Below are 14,644 nucleotides of genomic sequence, written 5' to 3'. Positions count from 1 at the left end.
TCCAGTTATTTCTTTGGCGGTGCCTCGGCCCCGGTCGTCACGCCCCGCAGGCGCACCGCATACCCGTCGCCGTGCCGCAGGTCCGCGGACACCAGCGAGTCGGCGTGCCGGTTGTAGCGCGCCGTCACCTGCGTCAGCGTCTGCACGAAGCGCCTGGTGCGCTCCAGCACCTCCTGCTGGCTGCCGCGCCCCAGCTCGATCCGCGCGCCGCTGTCCAGTTCGGCCGTCCAGCTGCCGTGCGCCGACAGCGCGATCCGCTCGATCGACAGGTCCAGCGGATCGAACAGCGGCCGCAGCGCCTCGTACATCTGCAGCACCTGCAGCGACTGGCCCTCCGGGCCCTTCAGGCGCGGCAGGTTGTCCTGCTCGACGTCGCCCGGATTGGCCTCGAACACCTCGCCGAAGCTGTCGACCAGCTTCATCTCGCTGTCCTCGCCCCAGAAGGCCACGGCCTGGTGCTCGCGCAGCGTCACCCGCAGTCGGTTGGGGAACTCGCGCCGCACCACCGCTTCGCGCACCCAGGGCACGGCCTGGAAGGCGTCGCGCGTCTCCTGCAGGCTGACGGTGAAGAAGTTGCCCGCCAGGTGCGGCGCGACGTTGGCGCGCAGCGTCACCGCGTTGGTGTGGGTCACGTCGCCCTGCACCGTGATGGCGCCGATCGAGAACGCGGGGTTGCGCACCAGCCACCACAGCGCCGCCGCCAGCAGCACGACGCCGGCGGCCGCGAAGATCACCGTGGCGGTGAAGTTCATCAGCTTGACGTCGAACGGTTGGGGCAGCGCCGGATTCATGGCCGGGGTTTCTCCTGGTCGAGCGCGGCCGATGCCAGCAGTTGCAGGCACAGGTCCTCGTAGCTCAAGCCGGCCGCCCGCGCCGACATCGGCACCAGCGAGTGGCTCGTCATTCCGGGCGAGGTGTTGATCTCCAGCAGATAGGGCTTGCGCGTCTGCGCATCGATCATCACGTCCAGCCGGCCCCAGCCGCGGCAGCCCAGCACGCGGTAGGCCTTGAGCACCAGGCCCTGGATCGCTTCCTCCTCACCGGCCGGCAGCCCGCACGGCACCAGGTACTTGGTGTCGTCGGTGAAGTACTTGTTGTTGTAGTCGTAGTTGCCTTCGGGCGCGACGATGCGGATCACCGGCAGCGCGATGGCGTCGGCACCGCTGCCCAGCACCGGGCAGGTCACCTCGTCGCCGGCGATGAACTGCTCGCACAGCACGTCGGCATCCAGCAGCGACGCCGCTTCCACTGCCGCAGTCATCTCGGAATAGCCCTGCACCTTGGCCACGCCGATCGACGAGCCCTCGCGCGCCGGCTTGACGATCACCGGCAGGCCCAGCTCGTCGGGCACCTGCAGCACCTGCTCGCGGGTGTAGCCGCCGCGCCGCAGCAGCTGGTATTTCGGCGTCGGCAGGCCCTCGGCCAGCCAGACCCGCTTGGTCATCACCTTGTCGATCGAAATGGCCGAGGCCATCACGCCCGAGCCGGTGTAGGGGATGCCCAGCAGCTCCAGGGCGCCCTGCACCGTGCCGTCTTCGCCGAAGCGCCCGTGCAGGGCGATGAAGCAGCGCTGGAAGCCGTCGGCGCGCAGTTCCGACAGGTCGCGCTGCGCCGGGTCGAATGCGTGCGCATCCACGCCGCGCGACTGCAGCGCCTTGAGCACGCCCCCGCCCGACATCAGCGACACCTCGCGTTCCGCCGAGTGCCCGCCCATCAGGACCGCGACCTTGCCGAAATCCGACCGATTGCCCTGAGCTTGTCGAAGGGTCATGCCGCACCTCCCAGCTCGACGAGCTTGGCGGGGACGCCGCCGATGGAGCCGGCGCCCATGCACATGACGACATCGCCGTCGCGCACCGCGTCCAGCACGGCTTGCGGCATGGCGGCGATGTCGTCGACGAACACCGGTTCCACCTTGCCGGCCACGCGCACGGCGCGGGCCAGCGAGCGGCCGTCGGCGGCGACGATCGGCGCCTCGCCGGCCGAATAGACCTCCGACAGCAGCACGGCGTCGGCCTGGTTCAGCACCTTGACGAAGTCCTCGAAGCAGTCGCGGGTGCGGGTGTAGCGGTGTGGCTGGAAGGCCAGCACCAGCCGGCGGCCGGGGAAGGCGCCCCGGGCGGCCGCCAGCGTGGCCGCCACTTCCACCGGGTGGTGGCCGTAATCCTCGATCACGGTGAACTTGCCGCCGCCCTGCGCCGCCGGCACCGCGATCTCGCCATAGCTCTGGAAGCGCCGGCCGACGCCGCGGAATTCCGCCAGCGCCTTGAGCACCGCGTCGTCGGGGATGTTCAGTTCCACCGCCACCGCGATTGCCGACAGCGCGTTGAGCACGTTGTGGTGGCCTGCCAGGTTCAGCACCACCTTCATGTCCGGCAGCGTGACGCCGTTGCGCCGCTGCACGGTGAAGTGCATCTGCGCGCCGACCGCCTTGATGTCCACCGCGCGCACTTGCGCCTCGGGGCTGACGCCGTAGCTGGTGACCGGGCACTGCACGCGCGGGGCGATCTCGCGCACCGCCGCGTCGTCGATGCACAGGATCGCGGTGCCGTAGAACGGCATGCGGTGCAGGAACTCGACGAAGGCCGACTTGAGCTTGCCGAAGTCGTGGCCGTAGGTCTCCATGTGGTCGGCGTCGATGTTGGTCACCACCGCCATCACCGGCATCAGGTTCAGGAAGGAAGCGTCCGATTCGTCGGCCTCCACCACGATGTAGTCGCCCTGCCCCAGCTGCGCGTTGGCGCCGGCGCTGTTCAGGCGCCCGCCGATCACGAAGGTCGGGTCCAGCCCCGCCTCGGCCAGCACGCTGGCCACCAGGCTGGTGGTGGTGGTCTTGCCGTGGGTGCCGGCGATCGCGATGCCCTGCTTCAGGCGCATCAGTTCGGCCAGCATGATGGCGCGCGGCACCACCGGGATGTTGCGCTTGCGCGCCGCCAGCACTTCCGGGTTGTCGGCCTGCACCGCGGTGGAGGTGACGATCGCATCGGCGCCGATCACGTTGGCGGCGGCGTGGCCGACATAGGTCTTGATGCCCAGCGTGGCGAGCCGCTGCAGCGTCGCGCTGTCCGACAGGTCCGAGCCCGAGATCAGGTAGCCGAGGTTGCGCAGCACTTCGGCGATGCCGGACATGCCGGCGCCGCCGATGCCGACAAAGTGGATGTGCTTGATTGCGTGTTTCATGCCTTGGAAGCCAGTTGTTCGCAGGCGGCCACGATCTCGGCCGCCGCATTGATTCTTGCCATCGAGCGGGCGCAGGCCGCGCGCCGGATCAGCTCCGCGCGGTCGACGTTCTGCAGCAGGTCCGCCAGGAATTCCGGGGTGAAAGCGGCTTGCTGCACCAGCCAGCCGCCGCCCGCGTCCACCAGGAAATGCGCGTTCGAACTCTGGTGGTCGTCCACCGCATAGGGGAACGGGACGAACACGGCCGCGGCGCCGACCGCCGCGATCTCGGTCACGGTGCTGGCGCCGGCCCGGCAGACGACGATGTCGGCGGTGGCGAAGGCCTGCGCCATGTCGTCGATGAAGGGCACCAGTTCCGCCTCCACCCCGGCGGCGGCGTAATTGGCGCGCAGGTCGTCGATCTGCTTGGCGCCGCTCTGGTGGCACACCAGCGGCCGGCGTTCGCGCGGGATCAGCGCCAGCGCCCGCGGCACGATCTCGTTGAGCGCCCTGGCGCCCAGGCTGCCTCCCACCACCAGCAGCCGCAGCGGGCCGGTGCGCGCGCCCATGCGCTCGGCCGGGGCCGGCTGGTGCAGGAAGGCCGGGCGCAGCGGATTGCCGACCCAGCGCGCCTTGGCCATCACCTTCGGGAAGGCGGTGAACACGCGGTCGGCGACGCCCGCCAGCACCTTGTTGGCCATGCCGGCGATCGAGTTCTGTTCGTGCAGCACCAGCGGCTTGCCCAGCAGCGCGCTCATCATCCCGGCCGGGAAAGTGATGTAGCCGCCCAGGCCGATCACCACGTCCGGCTTGACCCGGCGCACGACCTTGATGCTTTGCCAGCAGGCCTTGAGCAGGCGCAGCGGCAGCAGCAGCAGCGTGGCCGCACCCTTGCCGCGCACGCCGGAAAAATCGACGGCCTCGAACGGGAAGCCGCGCGGCGGCACCAGCCGGCTTTCCATGCTGTCCGGGCCGCCCAGCCAATGCACCTGCCAGGATTGCTCGCGCAGCGCCTCGGCCACCGCCAGCCCCGGGAAGATGTGGCCGCCGGTGCCGCCCGCCATGACCAGTGCCGTGCGGGTCATGCGCGCCCTCCCCGCATCAGCGCGCGGTTCTCGAAATCGATGCGCAGCACCACCGCCAGCGAAACCATGTTCATCAGGATCGCCGAGCCGCCGTAACTCATGAGCGGCAGCGTCAGCCCCTTGGTCGGCAGCGCGCCCAGGTTGACGCCCATGTTGATGAAGGCCTGGAATCCCATCCAGATGCCGACGCCCTGCGCCACCAGGCCGGCGAACACCCGGTCCAGCGCGATTGCCTGGCGGCCGATGTGCATGATGCGGCGCGTGATCCACAGGAACAGCGCGATCACCACCAGCACGCCGACCAGGCCGAATTCCTCGCCGATCACCGCCAGCAGGAAGTCGGTGTGGGCCTCGGGCAGCCAGTGCAGCTTTTCCACGCTGCCGCCCAGGCCGACGCCGAAGATCTCGCCGCGGCCGATCGCGATCAGCGAATGCGACAGCTGGTAGCCCTTGCCCAGCGTGTGCTTCTCGCTCCACGGGTCGAGGTAGGCGAAGATCCGCTCGCGCCGCCAGTCGGAGAAGGCGATCATCATGGCGAACGCCACCACGATCACGGCCGCGATCAGGAAGAACATGCGGGCGTTGACGCCGCCCAGGAACAGGATGCCCATCGCGATCACGGCGATCACCATGAAGGCGCCCATGTCGGGCTCGGCCAGCAGCAGCACGCCGACCATCGCCACGGCGGCGGCCATCGGCAGCACGGCGCGGAAGAACCGCTCCTTCACGTCCATCTTGCGCACCATGTAGTCGGCGGCGTAGAGCAGCACCGAGAACTTGGCCAGCTCGGACGGCTGGAAGCTCATGAAGCCCAGGCTGAGCCAGCGGCGGGCGCCGTTGACGCCCTTGCCCACGTGCGGGATCAGCACCACCACCAGCAGCAGCAGCGAGGCCACGAACAGCCAGGGCGCGACGCGCTCCCAGGTCGCGACCGGCACCTGGAAGGTGATCAGCGCCGCCACGAACGAGATCACCATGAAGAAGGCATGGCGGGTCAGGAAATAGGTGTGGGCGTAGCGCGCGAACTTCGGGTTGTCCGGCATCGCGATCGAGGCCGAATACACCATCACCAGCCCGAAGGCCAGCAGCGCCACCGTCACCCACAGCAGCGCCTGGTCGAAGGCCTGCACCCGCCCCGGTGCGTCGGCGTTGCGGCCCAGCACGCCGACGCGCGGCGCGCTCGAGCGCGGCGGGCCCTTGCGCACGCCGCCGAACAGGCCGCCTAGCTTTTGCGCCAGCGCGCTCATTGGTTGCCCTCCAGCGGCACGCCGGCGTCGTCCGCCACCGCCTGGACGGCGGCGCGGAACACCTCGGCCCGGTGCGGATAGTTGCGGAACATGTCGAAGCTGGCGCAGGCCGGCGACATCAGCACCGCGTCGCCGGCGTGGGCGCGCTGCGTCGCCAGCGCCACCGCCTGCCCCATCGATTCGGCCGCCAGCAGCGTGACGCCGGCCGGCTCCAGCACGGCGCGGATCAGCGGCGCGTCGCGCCCGATCAGCACCGCGGCGCGGGCGTGGCGGGCCACCGGCGCGGCCAGCGGCGCGAAGTCCTGGCCCTTGCCGTCGCCGCCCAGGATCACCACCAGCTTGCGCTCGGCGCCCAGGCCCTGCAGGGCGGCGACCGTGGCGCCGACGTTGGTGCCCTTGCTGTCGTCGAAATACTCGACGCCGTTGACGGTGCCCACCGACTCGACCCGGTGCGGCTCACCGCGGTATTCGCGCAGGCCGTACAGCATCGGCCCCAGCGGGCAGCCGGCCGCGCCGGCCAGCGCCAGCGCCGCCAGCGCATTGACCGCGTTGTGGCGGCCGCGGATGCGCAGCGCGTCGGCCGGCATCAGGCGCTGGATGTGGACTTCCTCGGCTTCGTCGCTGCGCTTGCGGCGGGTCTCGTCGGCTTCCAGCGCGCGCACCAGCCAGGCCATGCCGTTCACCACCTCGATGCCGTAATCCTGCGGACGCGCCGGCATGTCGGCGCCGAAGGTGATGTAGGGGCGCTGCTCGAACTTGCCGCCCTTCATCCTGACCGGCGCCGGCAGCATCTGCATCACCAGCGGGTCCTCGCGATTGAGCACCATCAGCGACGACGGGCCGAACACGCGGGCCTTGGCCGCCGCATACGCCTCCATGGTGCCGTGCCAGTCCAGGTGGTCCTGCGTCACGTTGAGCACCACCGCCGCGGTCGGCTCGAAATTCTCCACGCCCTCCAGCTGGAAACTGGACAGCTCGATCACCCACACCTCGGGCAGGTCGTCGGCATCGAGTTTCGCGGCCAGCGTGTCCAGCAACGACGGGCCGATGTTGCCGGCCACTGCCGTGCGCTTGCCGGCCCGCTCCACCAGTTGCCCGGTCAGCGCAGTGACGGTGGTCTTGCCGTTGGTGCCGGTGACGGCCAGCACGGCGGGCGCATAGCCCTTGTCTGCCTTCAGGTCGGCCAGCGCCTGTGCAAACAGGCCGAGCTCGCCCGACATGGGGATGCCGCGCTCCTGGGCGGCCGCGGACACGACGGCGACCTGCTGCGGCGACAGGCCCGGGCTGCGGAACACCGCCTGCGCGCCGCCATCCAGCAGCGCCGCACCGAACTCGCCGGCAATGAAGGTCGCGTCGGGCAGGTGCTCGCGCAGCGCCGCCAGTTGCGGCGGCTCGGCGCGCGTGTCCGCCACCGTCACGCGCGCGCCGTTGCGCGCGGCCCAGCGCGCCATGGCGTAGCCGCTGGCGCCCAGGCCCAGCACGAGAACGGATTGATCCTGCAATGATTTCATCGAAGCTTCAGGGTCGACAGCCCGACCAGGCACAGCAGCATGGTGATGATCCAGAAGCGCACCACCACCTGCGTTTCCTTCCAGCCGGTCTTCTCGAAATGGTGGTGCAGCGGCGCCATCTTCAGGATCCGCCGCCCCTCGCCGTATTTCTTCTTGGTGTACTTGAAGTACATGACCTGGGCCATCACCGAGATCGCCTCCACCACGAAGATGCCGCCCATGATGGCCAGCACGATCTCCTGCCGCACGATGACGGCGATGGTGCCGAGCGCGCCGCCCAGCGCCAGCGCGCCGACGTCGCCCATGAACACCTGCGCCGGATGGGTGTTGAACCACAGGAAGGCCAGGCCGGCCCCCGCCATCGCGGCGCAGAAGATCAGCAGTTCGCCCGAGCCGCGGATGTAGGGAAAGAACAGGTACTTGGAATAGACCGAGCTGCCGGTCACGTAGGCGAACACGCCCAGCGCCGAGCCGACCATCACCACCGGCATGATCGCCAGCCCGTCCAGGCCGTCGGTGAGGTTGACCGCGTTGCTGGCGCCGACGATCACCAGGTAGGTGAGGATCACGAAGCCGAACACGCCCAGCGGATAGCTCACCTCCTTGAAGAAGGGCAACATCAGGCCGGCCTTGGGCGGCAGGTCGACGTCGAAGCCGGACCGCACCCAGGAGAAGAACAGTTCCAGCACCCGCATGTTGGAGCTCTCGGAGATGCTGAACACCAGGTAGAGCGCCGCGATCAGGCCGATCAGCGACTGCCAGAAATACTTCTCGCGCGAGCGCATGCCTTCCGGGTCCTTGTGCACCACCTTGCGCCAGTCGTCGACCCAGCCGATCGCGCCGAAGCCCAGCGTCACGGCCAGCACGATCCAGACGAAGCGGTTGGTGACGTCGAACCACAGCAGCGTGGAGACGGCGATCGACAGCAGGATCAGCACGCCGCCCATGGTCGGCGTGCCGCTCTTGGACAGGTGCGACTCCATGCCGTAGCCGCGCACCGGCTGGCCGATCTTGAGCGCCGTCAGGTGGCGGATCACCGCCGGGCCGGCGATCAGGCCGATCAGCAGCGAGGTCAGCGCCGCCATCACCGCGCGGAAGGTGATGTACTGCACCACCCGCAGGAAGTTGAATTCCGGGCCCAGCGATTGCAGCCACGAGGCGAGGCTAAGCAGCATGGCCGGACTCCTGTTGTTGTTGTCGGCCGGCGGTGATCGCCTGCACCACCCGCTCCATCTTCATGAAGCGCGAGCCTTTCACCAGCACGCTGGCGGTGCGCGGCAGCTGTTCCAGCACGGCGGCGTTGAGCGCATCGACGTCGCCGAAGTGGCGCCCGCCCATGGCCTGCGCCTGCTCGCCCAGCGTGAGCAGCGTCTCGATGCCGCGCTCGCGGGCGTAGTCGCCGACCTCGCGGTGGAACTGCGGCCCCTGGTCGCCCACCTCGCCCATGTCGCCCAGCACCAGCAGGCGCGGGCCCGGCAGTTCCGCCAGCACGTCGATGGCGGCGCGGGCCGAGTCCGGGTTGGCGTTGTAGGTGTCGTCCACCAGCGTGAGGCTGCGGCCCGCCAGCTTCACTTCGACGGCGCGGGAGCGGCCCTGCACCGGCACGAAGGCCTGCAGGCCGCGGGCGATCGCCTCCAGCGGCGCACCGGCGGCCAGCGCGCAGGCAGCGGCCGCCATCGAGTTGCGCACGTTGTGGCGGCCGGCGATATGGAGGTCGTAGGCAAGCCGGCCGGCCGGTGTCTCCACCGATACCTCCCAGTGCCCCTGTTTCCATTCAGACCCGGCCAAACGGATCTCGGCGCCGGCGGCGCCGAATGTCATGCTGGCGCGCGGTGCGGCCAGGCCGGCCCACAGCGCGGTGAATGCCTCGCCGGCGGGATAGACCGCCACGCCGCGGGCGTCCAAGGCCTCGAACACCGAGCCGTTTTCCAGCGCCACGGCCTGCACCGTGGCCATGAATTCCTGATGCTCGCGCTGCGCGTTGTTGACCAGCGCGATGGTGGGGCGGGCGATCTTCGCCAGGTAGGCGATCTCGCCGGGATGGTTCATGCCCAGCTCGATCACGCCCACCTTGTGCGTCTGGTCCAGCCGCAGCAGCGTCAGCGGCAGGCCGATGTCGTTGTTCAGGTTGCCCTGGGTCGCCAGCGTCGCCTGCGGCTGCCAGGCCCGCAGGATGGAGGCCACCATCTGCGTCACGGTGGTCTTGCCGTTGCTGCCGGTGACGGCGATCAGCGGGATGGCGAACTTCGCGCGCCACGCAGCGGCGAGCTGGCCGAGCGCCAGCTTGCTGTCGTCGACCTCCAGCCCGGCAAAGCCGGCGGGGATGCTGCCGCGGTGCGCCAGCGCCGCGACCGCGCCCCTGCCCCGGGCCTCGGCGACGAAGGCGTTGGCGTCGAAGCGCTCGCCCTTGATGGCGACGAACAGGTCGCCGGGCTGCAGCGTGCGCGTGTCGCTGTGCACGCGGGCCACGGCGATGCCGCCGTCGCCGACCAGCGTCGCGCCGGGCAGCCAGGCCTGCGCCTGCTTGAGCGTGAACATCGTCATGCCTTCGCCCTCGCGTCCAGCGCCGCCTGCGCGTGCACGATGTCGGAGAACGGGTGCCTGACGCCGCCCGCTTCCTGGTAATCCTCGTGGCCCTTGCCGGCCAGCAGGATCACGTCCTGGGGCGCCGCGCCGGCCACCGTCTCGGCGATCGCCTGCGCGCGATCGGCCTGGACCTGCACGCATTCGTTGTGCGACAGGCCCAGCAGGATCTGCGCGATGATGGTTTCCGGCTTCTCGCTGCGCGGGTTGTCGCTGGTGACGACGACGCGGTCGGCGTTCTTTTCCGCCACCGCCGCCATCAGCGGACGCTTGACCGGATCGCGGTCGCCGCCGCAGCCGAACACGCACCACAGCCGGCCGCCGCGCTGCGTGGCCAGCGGCCGCAGCGCCAGCAGCGCCTTGTCCAGCGCATCGGGCGTGTGCGCATAGTCCACCGCCACCACCGGCTGGCCGGGAAGCTGCAGCCGCTCCATCCGCCCCGGCACCGGCAGCAGGTTGCCGCAGGCCGCGACGGCCTCGGCCAGCGGCACGCCGATGGCGCGCATCGCGCCCAGCACGCCCAGCAGGTTGGACACGTTGTACTGGCCGATCAGCTGGGTCTCCAGCAGGTGGCGCTCGGCGCCCTCCACCACGGTGAAGCGCAGGCCCTGCGCGCCGTAGCCGATCGCCTGCGCCTGCAGCCGGGCCGGCCGCTCGCAGGAGAAGGTCCAGAGGTCGACCGCTGCGGCCGCCATCGATTGCTCCAGGCCGATGCCGCGCTCGTCGTCGAGGTTGACCACGGCCGCCTGCAGGCCAGGCCAGGCGAACAGTTCGGCCTTGGCGTCCCAGTAGGCGTCCATGTCGCCGTGGTAGTCCAGGTGGTCCTGGGTGAAGTTGGTGAAGATGGCCACGCGGATCTTCGTGCCGTCCAGCCGGCGTTCGACGATGCCGACCGAGGAGGCCTCGATCGCGCAGGCCTGCAGGCCCTGCTCGACGAAGCGGCGGAACTGCGCCTGCAGCAGCACCGGGTCGGGCGTGGTCAGGCCGGTGGCTTCCACGTGCGGTGGGCGGCCGACGCCCAGCGTGCCGACCAGCCCGCACGGGATCGGCTGGCGCAGGTTGGACAGCGCCTGCGCCAGCCACCAGGCGGTGGAGGTCTTGCCGTTGGTGCCGGTGACGGCCAGCACCTGCAGCTGCCCGGTCGGCTGGCCGTAATAGGCGGCGGCGATCGGGCCGGTCGCTGCCTTCAGGCCGGCGTAGCTGGCGATCGACGGCGCGTCGAAGCTGAAGTGCTCCAGGCCCGCATGCTCCACCACGCAGGCGGCCGCGCCGCGCGCCAGCGCCGAGGGCACATGGCGGCGGCCGTCGGTGGCGGCGCCCGGCCAGGCGATGAAGCCGTCGCCCGGTCCGATGCGCCGGCTGTCGCTGTGCAGCTGGCCGGTGACGCGGGCGCGCAGCCACTGCGCGGCATCGTCGGGGCTGTGCAGCTGCTGCATCAGAACGACTCCTCCACCGAGTCCACCACGATCTGCGGCTTGACGTTCATGTCCGGTTGCACGCCCATCATGCGCAGCGTCTGCTGCACGGTGGCGCTGAACACCGGCGCGGCGACGTCGCCGCCGAAATACTTGCCGGCGCTCGGCTCGTCCACCATCACGGCGACGATGATGCGCGGCTTGTCGATCGGGGCCAGGCCGACGAACCAGGAGCGGTACTTGTTGGTGGCGTAGCCCTTGCCGACCTGCTTGTGCGCGGTGCCGGACTTGCCGCCCACCGAGTAGCCGACGGTCTGCGCCTTCGGCCCGGTGCCGCCGGGGCCGGCAGCCATCTGCAGCATCGTACGGATCTCGGCGGCGGTCTTGGCCGAGAACACGCGCGCGCCGACCGGATGGCCGGCGCTCTTGAGCAGCGTGGCCGGGATGATGTTGCCGTCGTTGGCCCACACGGTGTAGGACCGCGCCATCTGGAACAGCGATGCGGACAGGCCGTAGCCGTACGACATGGTGGCCTGCTCCACCGGCCGCCAGGTCTTGTAGGGGCGCAGCCGGCCGCTCACCGCGCCGGGAAAGGTGATATGGGGCTTCTGGCCGAAGCCGGCCTCGGAGAACACTTCCCACATCTCGCGCGGCTGCATCTGCAGCGCGATCTTGAGCGTGCCGATGTTGCTGGACTTCTGGATCACCTGCTGCACCGTCAGCAGGCCGTGCGCGTGCGAGTCGGAAATCTTCGCGCCGCCGATCACGACATAGCCGGGCGCGGTCTGGATCTGGGTCTGCGGCGTCACGCGGCCGGTGTTCAGCGCCAGGCCGATGGTGAACGGCTTCATGGTCGAGCCGGGCTCGAAGGTATCGGTGAGCGCGCGGTTGCGCAGCTGCTCGCCGGTGAGGTTCTGCCGCCTAGCGGGGTCGTAGCTCGGGTAGTTGGCCAGCGCCAGCACTTCGCCGGTGAGCGCATCCAGCACCACCACGCTGCCGGCCTTGGCCTTGTTCTCGGTGACGGCGTCGCGCAGCTTCTGCCAGGCGAAGAACTGCACCTTGCTGTCCACCGACAGCTGCAGGTCGCGGCCGTCCATCGGCGGCACCTGCTCGCCGACGTCCTCCACCACATGGCCCAGGCGGTCCTTGATCACGCGGCGCGAGCCGGCGCGGCCGGCCAGCTCCTTGTCGAAGGCCAGCTCCATGCCCTCCTGCCCGTGGTCTTCCACGTTGGTGAATCCCACCACGTGGGCGGCCGCCTCGCCCTCGGGATACTGGCGCCGGTACTCCATGCGCTGGTGGATGCCCTTGAGGTTGAGCGCGGCGATCTGCTTGGCGACGCTTTCGTCGACCTGGCGCTTGACCCAGACGAAGGTCTTGTCCTCGTTCTCCAGCCGCTTGTTCAATTCCGCCAGCGGCATCTCCAGCAGCTTGGCCAGCTGCTGCAGCCTGGCCTTGTCCTCGCGTTCGACGTCCTCCGGAATCGCCCAGATGCTGGGCGCCGGCACGCTGCTGGCCAGCAGCAGGCCGTTGCGGTCCAGGATCCGGCCGCGGTTGGCCGGCAGTTCCAGCGTGCGGCCGAAGCGCACCTCGCCCTGCTTCTGGAAGAAGTCGTTGCCGAACACCTGCACCCACGCCGCGCGGCCGGCCAGGCCGAGGAAGCCCAGCGCGATGCCGGCGACGATCAGCTTGCTGCGCCAGACCGGGGTCTTGCTTGCCAGCAGCGGGCTCGATGTGTAGGCGACGGACCGGGTCATTGCGCCGCTCCCGCCGATGCCGCGCTCAGCGCCTTGAGCGAGACGTACTGCGTGATGGCCGGCGAGGCCGTGCGCATCTGCAGCTGCTCCTTGGCCAGCTTCTCCACCCGCGCCGGCGTGGCCTGGGCCCGCCGTTCCACCTGCAGCCGTTCGTTCTCGGTCTCGAGCCGGCGCGCCTCGTTGGTCGCGCGGTCCAGTTCGGTGGTGAGCCGGCGCGAGTCGTACTGCGTGTGCACCAGGTACAGCGCGCTCGCCATCACGGCCACCAGCAGGACGAGGTTGAGCCTGGTCATGGGGCCCCCACGCTTGCGGCCAAGGCCGCGGCGCCGGCCCCCGAGGGGGCTTGAGCTTGCCTGAAGCGGTTCTGCGCTGCGCTCATGCCACCTCCGTCCGCTCGGCCACGCGCATGATCGCGCTGCGGGAACGCGGATTGGCCTTGACCTCGTCGGCCGACGGCTTGATGCGGTCCAGCGCCTTGAGCCGCATCTTGACCGGCTCGGCAAACGGCGCGCGGCGGTCGAACACCTCGCGCGAATGCTTGGCGATGAACTGCTTGACGATGCGGTCTTCCAGCGAGTGGAAGCTGATCACCACCAGCCGGCCTTGGGGTTGCAGCAGGTCCAAGCTGGCCTCTAGCGCCTGCTGGAGCTCCTGGAGCTCCGCGTTGATGAAAATCCGAAGAGCCTGAAAGGTGCGGGTTGCGGGGTCCTGCCCCCACTCGCGGGTCTTGACCGCGCCAGCCACGAGCTGGGCCAGGTCCGCGGTGCCTGTGATCGCACGCTCTGCGCGGCGAGCAACAATCGCCTTTGCAACCGGAACAGCAAACCGTTCTTCGCCATAGTCACGAATCACCTCCGCGATCTGGTCCATGTCCGCCGTCGCCAGCCACTCGGCCACGCTCTCGCCGCGGGTGGTGTCCATGCGCATGTCCAGCGGGCCGTCGTTGCGAAACGAGAAACCGCGCGCCGGGTTGTCGATCTGCGGCGAGCTCACGCCCAGGTCCAGCAGGATGCCGGTGGCGCTTTGCGGCGGCAGCGCGCCGATGTTGCTGAAGCCCTGGTGCCGGATCGAGAAGCGCGGATCGGCGATGGTGGCCGCCTCCGCGATCGCATCGGGGTCCTTGTCGAACGCGATCAGCCGGCCCTGTGGTCCCAGCTTCGACAGCAGCAGGCGCGAGTGGCCGCCGCGCCCGAAGGTCGCATCGACGTAGGTGCCATCCGTCCGTGTGAGAAGTGCTTCGACCGCTTCTTTCAACAGGACGGTGGTGTGTTGCCATGTGCTTTCCACCGCCTGCTTTCAGAAAGAAAAGTCCTTGAAGACATCGGGCATCGCCCCGCGCATCGCTTCGGCCTCCTTGGCCTCGTAGGTCGCCTTGTCCCAGAGTTCGAAGTGGTTGCCCATGCCCAGCAGCATGGTGTCCTTCTCGATGCCGGAGGCCGCGCGCAGCTCGGGCGAGACCAGCACGCGGCCCGTGCCGTCGAGTTCGACGTCCATGGCGTTGCCCAGAAAGATTCTCTTCCACCACTGGGCTTCCATGGGGAGCGCTGCGATGCGGGCGCTGAATTTTTCCCACTCCGGACGGGGGAAAATCATCAGGCAGCCATGCGGGTGCTTGGTGATGGTGAGCTGGTTGGAGGCGGTCGCGCTCAGGACGTCACGATGCCGGGTCGGCACGGAGAGCCGACCTTTCGCATCCAGACTGAGAGACGACGCCCCTTGAAACACTGTGTGAGCCCTTGCTATGGAAAAAGCGCAACCGTGGAGGTGCGAAGGCACTGTTCACCACTTAATTGCACTTTTTTCCACTGTAGCAGGAAATGTCACTTACGCAAGGCATGCCTCTCGTGAATTTTTCAATGAAATCAAGGACTTAGATCACTGTCTGAA

Annotated in this window: 13 protein-coding genes; all 13 read right to left on the bottom strand. The window is 69.3% G+C overall.

The features are described 5' to 3' along the window. Positions 1-5 precede the first annotated feature (5 nt). The 13 genes from ACFPOE_RS14005 to mraZ all read right to left on the bottom strand — a co-directional run bounded on the left by ACFPOE_RS14005 (position 6) and on the right by mraZ (position 14,482). Positions 6-791 carry a cell division protein FtsQ/DivIB gene (locus ACFPOE_RS14005; RefSeq protein ID WP_376850742.1) on the bottom strand — a complete coding sequence of 262 codons (786 nt, stop codon included), beginning with the start codon at positions 789-791 and terminating at the stop codon, positions 6-8. After that, a complete protein-coding gene (locus tag ACFPOE_RS14000; RefSeq protein ID WP_376850741.1) occupies positions 788-1,771 on the bottom strand; it encodes a D-alanine--D-alanine ligase in 984 nt (327 codons plus the stop codon). The genes ACFPOE_RS14005 and ACFPOE_RS14000 overlap by 4 nt, the downstream gene beginning before the upstream one ends. Next, positions 1,768-3,180, bottom strand: a complete 1,413-nt coding sequence (gene murC / locus ACFPOE_RS13995) for a UDP-N-acetylmuramate--L-alanine ligase (protein WP_376850740.1) — start codon at positions 3,178-3,180, stop codon at positions 1,768-1,770. The genes ACFPOE_RS14000 and murC overlap by 4 nt, the downstream gene beginning before the upstream one ends. Beyond that, entirely contained in the window at positions 3,177-4,244 is a 1,068-nt protein-coding gene (gene murG, locus ACFPOE_RS13990) for an undecaprenyldiphospho-muramoylpentapeptide beta-N-acetylglucosaminyltransferase (RefSeq protein WP_376850739.1), read from the bottom strand. Before murG ends, murC begins: the two co-directional genes overlap by 4 nt. Continuing rightward, positions 4,241-5,491 carry a putative lipid II flippase FtsW gene (gene ftsW, locus ACFPOE_RS13985; protein WP_376850738.1) on the bottom strand — a complete coding sequence of 417 codons (1,251 nt, stop codon included), beginning with the start codon at positions 5,489-5,491 and terminating at the stop codon, positions 4,241-4,243. The genes murG and ftsW overlap by 4 nt, the downstream gene beginning before the upstream one ends. Further along, positions 5,488-7,002 carry a UDP-N-acetylmuramoyl-L-alanine--D-glutamate ligase gene (gene murD / locus ACFPOE_RS13980; RefSeq protein ID WP_376850737.1) on the bottom strand — a complete coding sequence of 505 codons (1,515 nt, stop codon included), beginning with the start codon at positions 7,000-7,002 and terminating at the stop codon, positions 5,488-5,490. Before murD ends, ftsW begins: the two co-directional genes overlap by 4 nt. Continuing rightward, positions 6,999-8,177, bottom strand: coding sequence for a phospho-N-acetylmuramoyl-pentapeptide-transferase (mraY, locus tag ACFPOE_RS13975; RefSeq protein ID WP_376850736.1), 1,179 nt, complete (start codon positions 8,175-8,177; stop codon positions 6,999-7,001). Before mraY ends, murD begins: the two co-directional genes overlap by 4 nt. After that, on the bottom strand, positions 8,167-9,540 hold the full coding sequence (locus tag ACFPOE_RS13970) for a UDP-N-acetylmuramoyl-tripeptide--D-alanyl-D-alanine ligase (RefSeq protein WP_376851899.1): 1,374 nt from the start codon (positions 9,538-9,540) through the stop codon (positions 8,167-8,169). The genes mraY and ACFPOE_RS13970 overlap by 11 nt, the downstream gene beginning before the upstream one ends. A gap of 2 nt (positions 9,541-9,542) precedes the next feature. Beyond that, complete coding sequence (locus tag ACFPOE_RS13965; RefSeq protein ID WP_376850735.1) at positions 9,543-11,021, bottom strand: UDP-N-acetylmuramoyl-L-alanyl-D-glutamate--2,6-diaminopimelate ligase; 1,479 nt, start codon at positions 11,019-11,021, stop codon at positions 9,543-9,545. Beyond that, positions 11,021-12,757 (bottom strand): peptidoglycan D,D-transpeptidase FtsI family protein, encoded by a 1,737-nt coding sequence (locus ACFPOE_RS13960; RefSeq protein WP_376850734.1) that lies wholly within the window; start codon positions 12,755-12,757, stop codon positions 11,021-11,023. Before ACFPOE_RS13960 ends, ACFPOE_RS13965 begins: the two co-directional genes overlap by 1 nt. Continuing rightward, a complete protein-coding gene (ftsL, locus tag ACFPOE_RS13955) occupies positions 12,754-13,050 on the bottom strand; it encodes a cell division protein FtsL (protein ID WP_376850733.1) in 297 nt (98 codons plus the stop codon). The genes ACFPOE_RS13960 and ftsL overlap by 4 nt, the downstream gene beginning before the upstream one ends. An 82-nt stretch (positions 13,051-13,132) precedes the next feature. Then, on the bottom strand, positions 13,133-14,044 hold the full coding sequence (gene rsmH, locus ACFPOE_RS13950; RefSeq protein ID WP_376850732.1) for a 16S rRNA (cytosine(1402)-N(4))-methyltransferase RsmH: 912 nt from the start codon (positions 14,042-14,044) through the stop codon (positions 13,133-13,135). A gap of 9 nt (positions 14,045-14,053) precedes the next feature. After that, positions 14,054-14,482: a division/cell wall cluster transcriptional repressor MraZ gene (gene mraZ, locus ACFPOE_RS13945; RefSeq protein ID WP_376850731.1), complete on the bottom strand. Its 429-nt coding sequence runs from the start codon at positions 14,480-14,482 to the stop codon at positions 14,054-14,056. Positions 14,483-14,644: the final 162 nt, after the last annotated feature.

The sequence above is a fragment of the Caenimonas terrae genome (genome assembly GCF_042655405.1).
Classification (GTDB): Bacteria; Pseudomonadota; Gammaproteobacteria; order Burkholderiales; family Burkholderiaceae_C; genus Ramlibacter; species Ramlibacter terrae_A.
The sequence above is the reverse complement of the archived record's forward strand: the minus strand, read 5'-3'. Positions and strand labels throughout refer to the sequence as shown.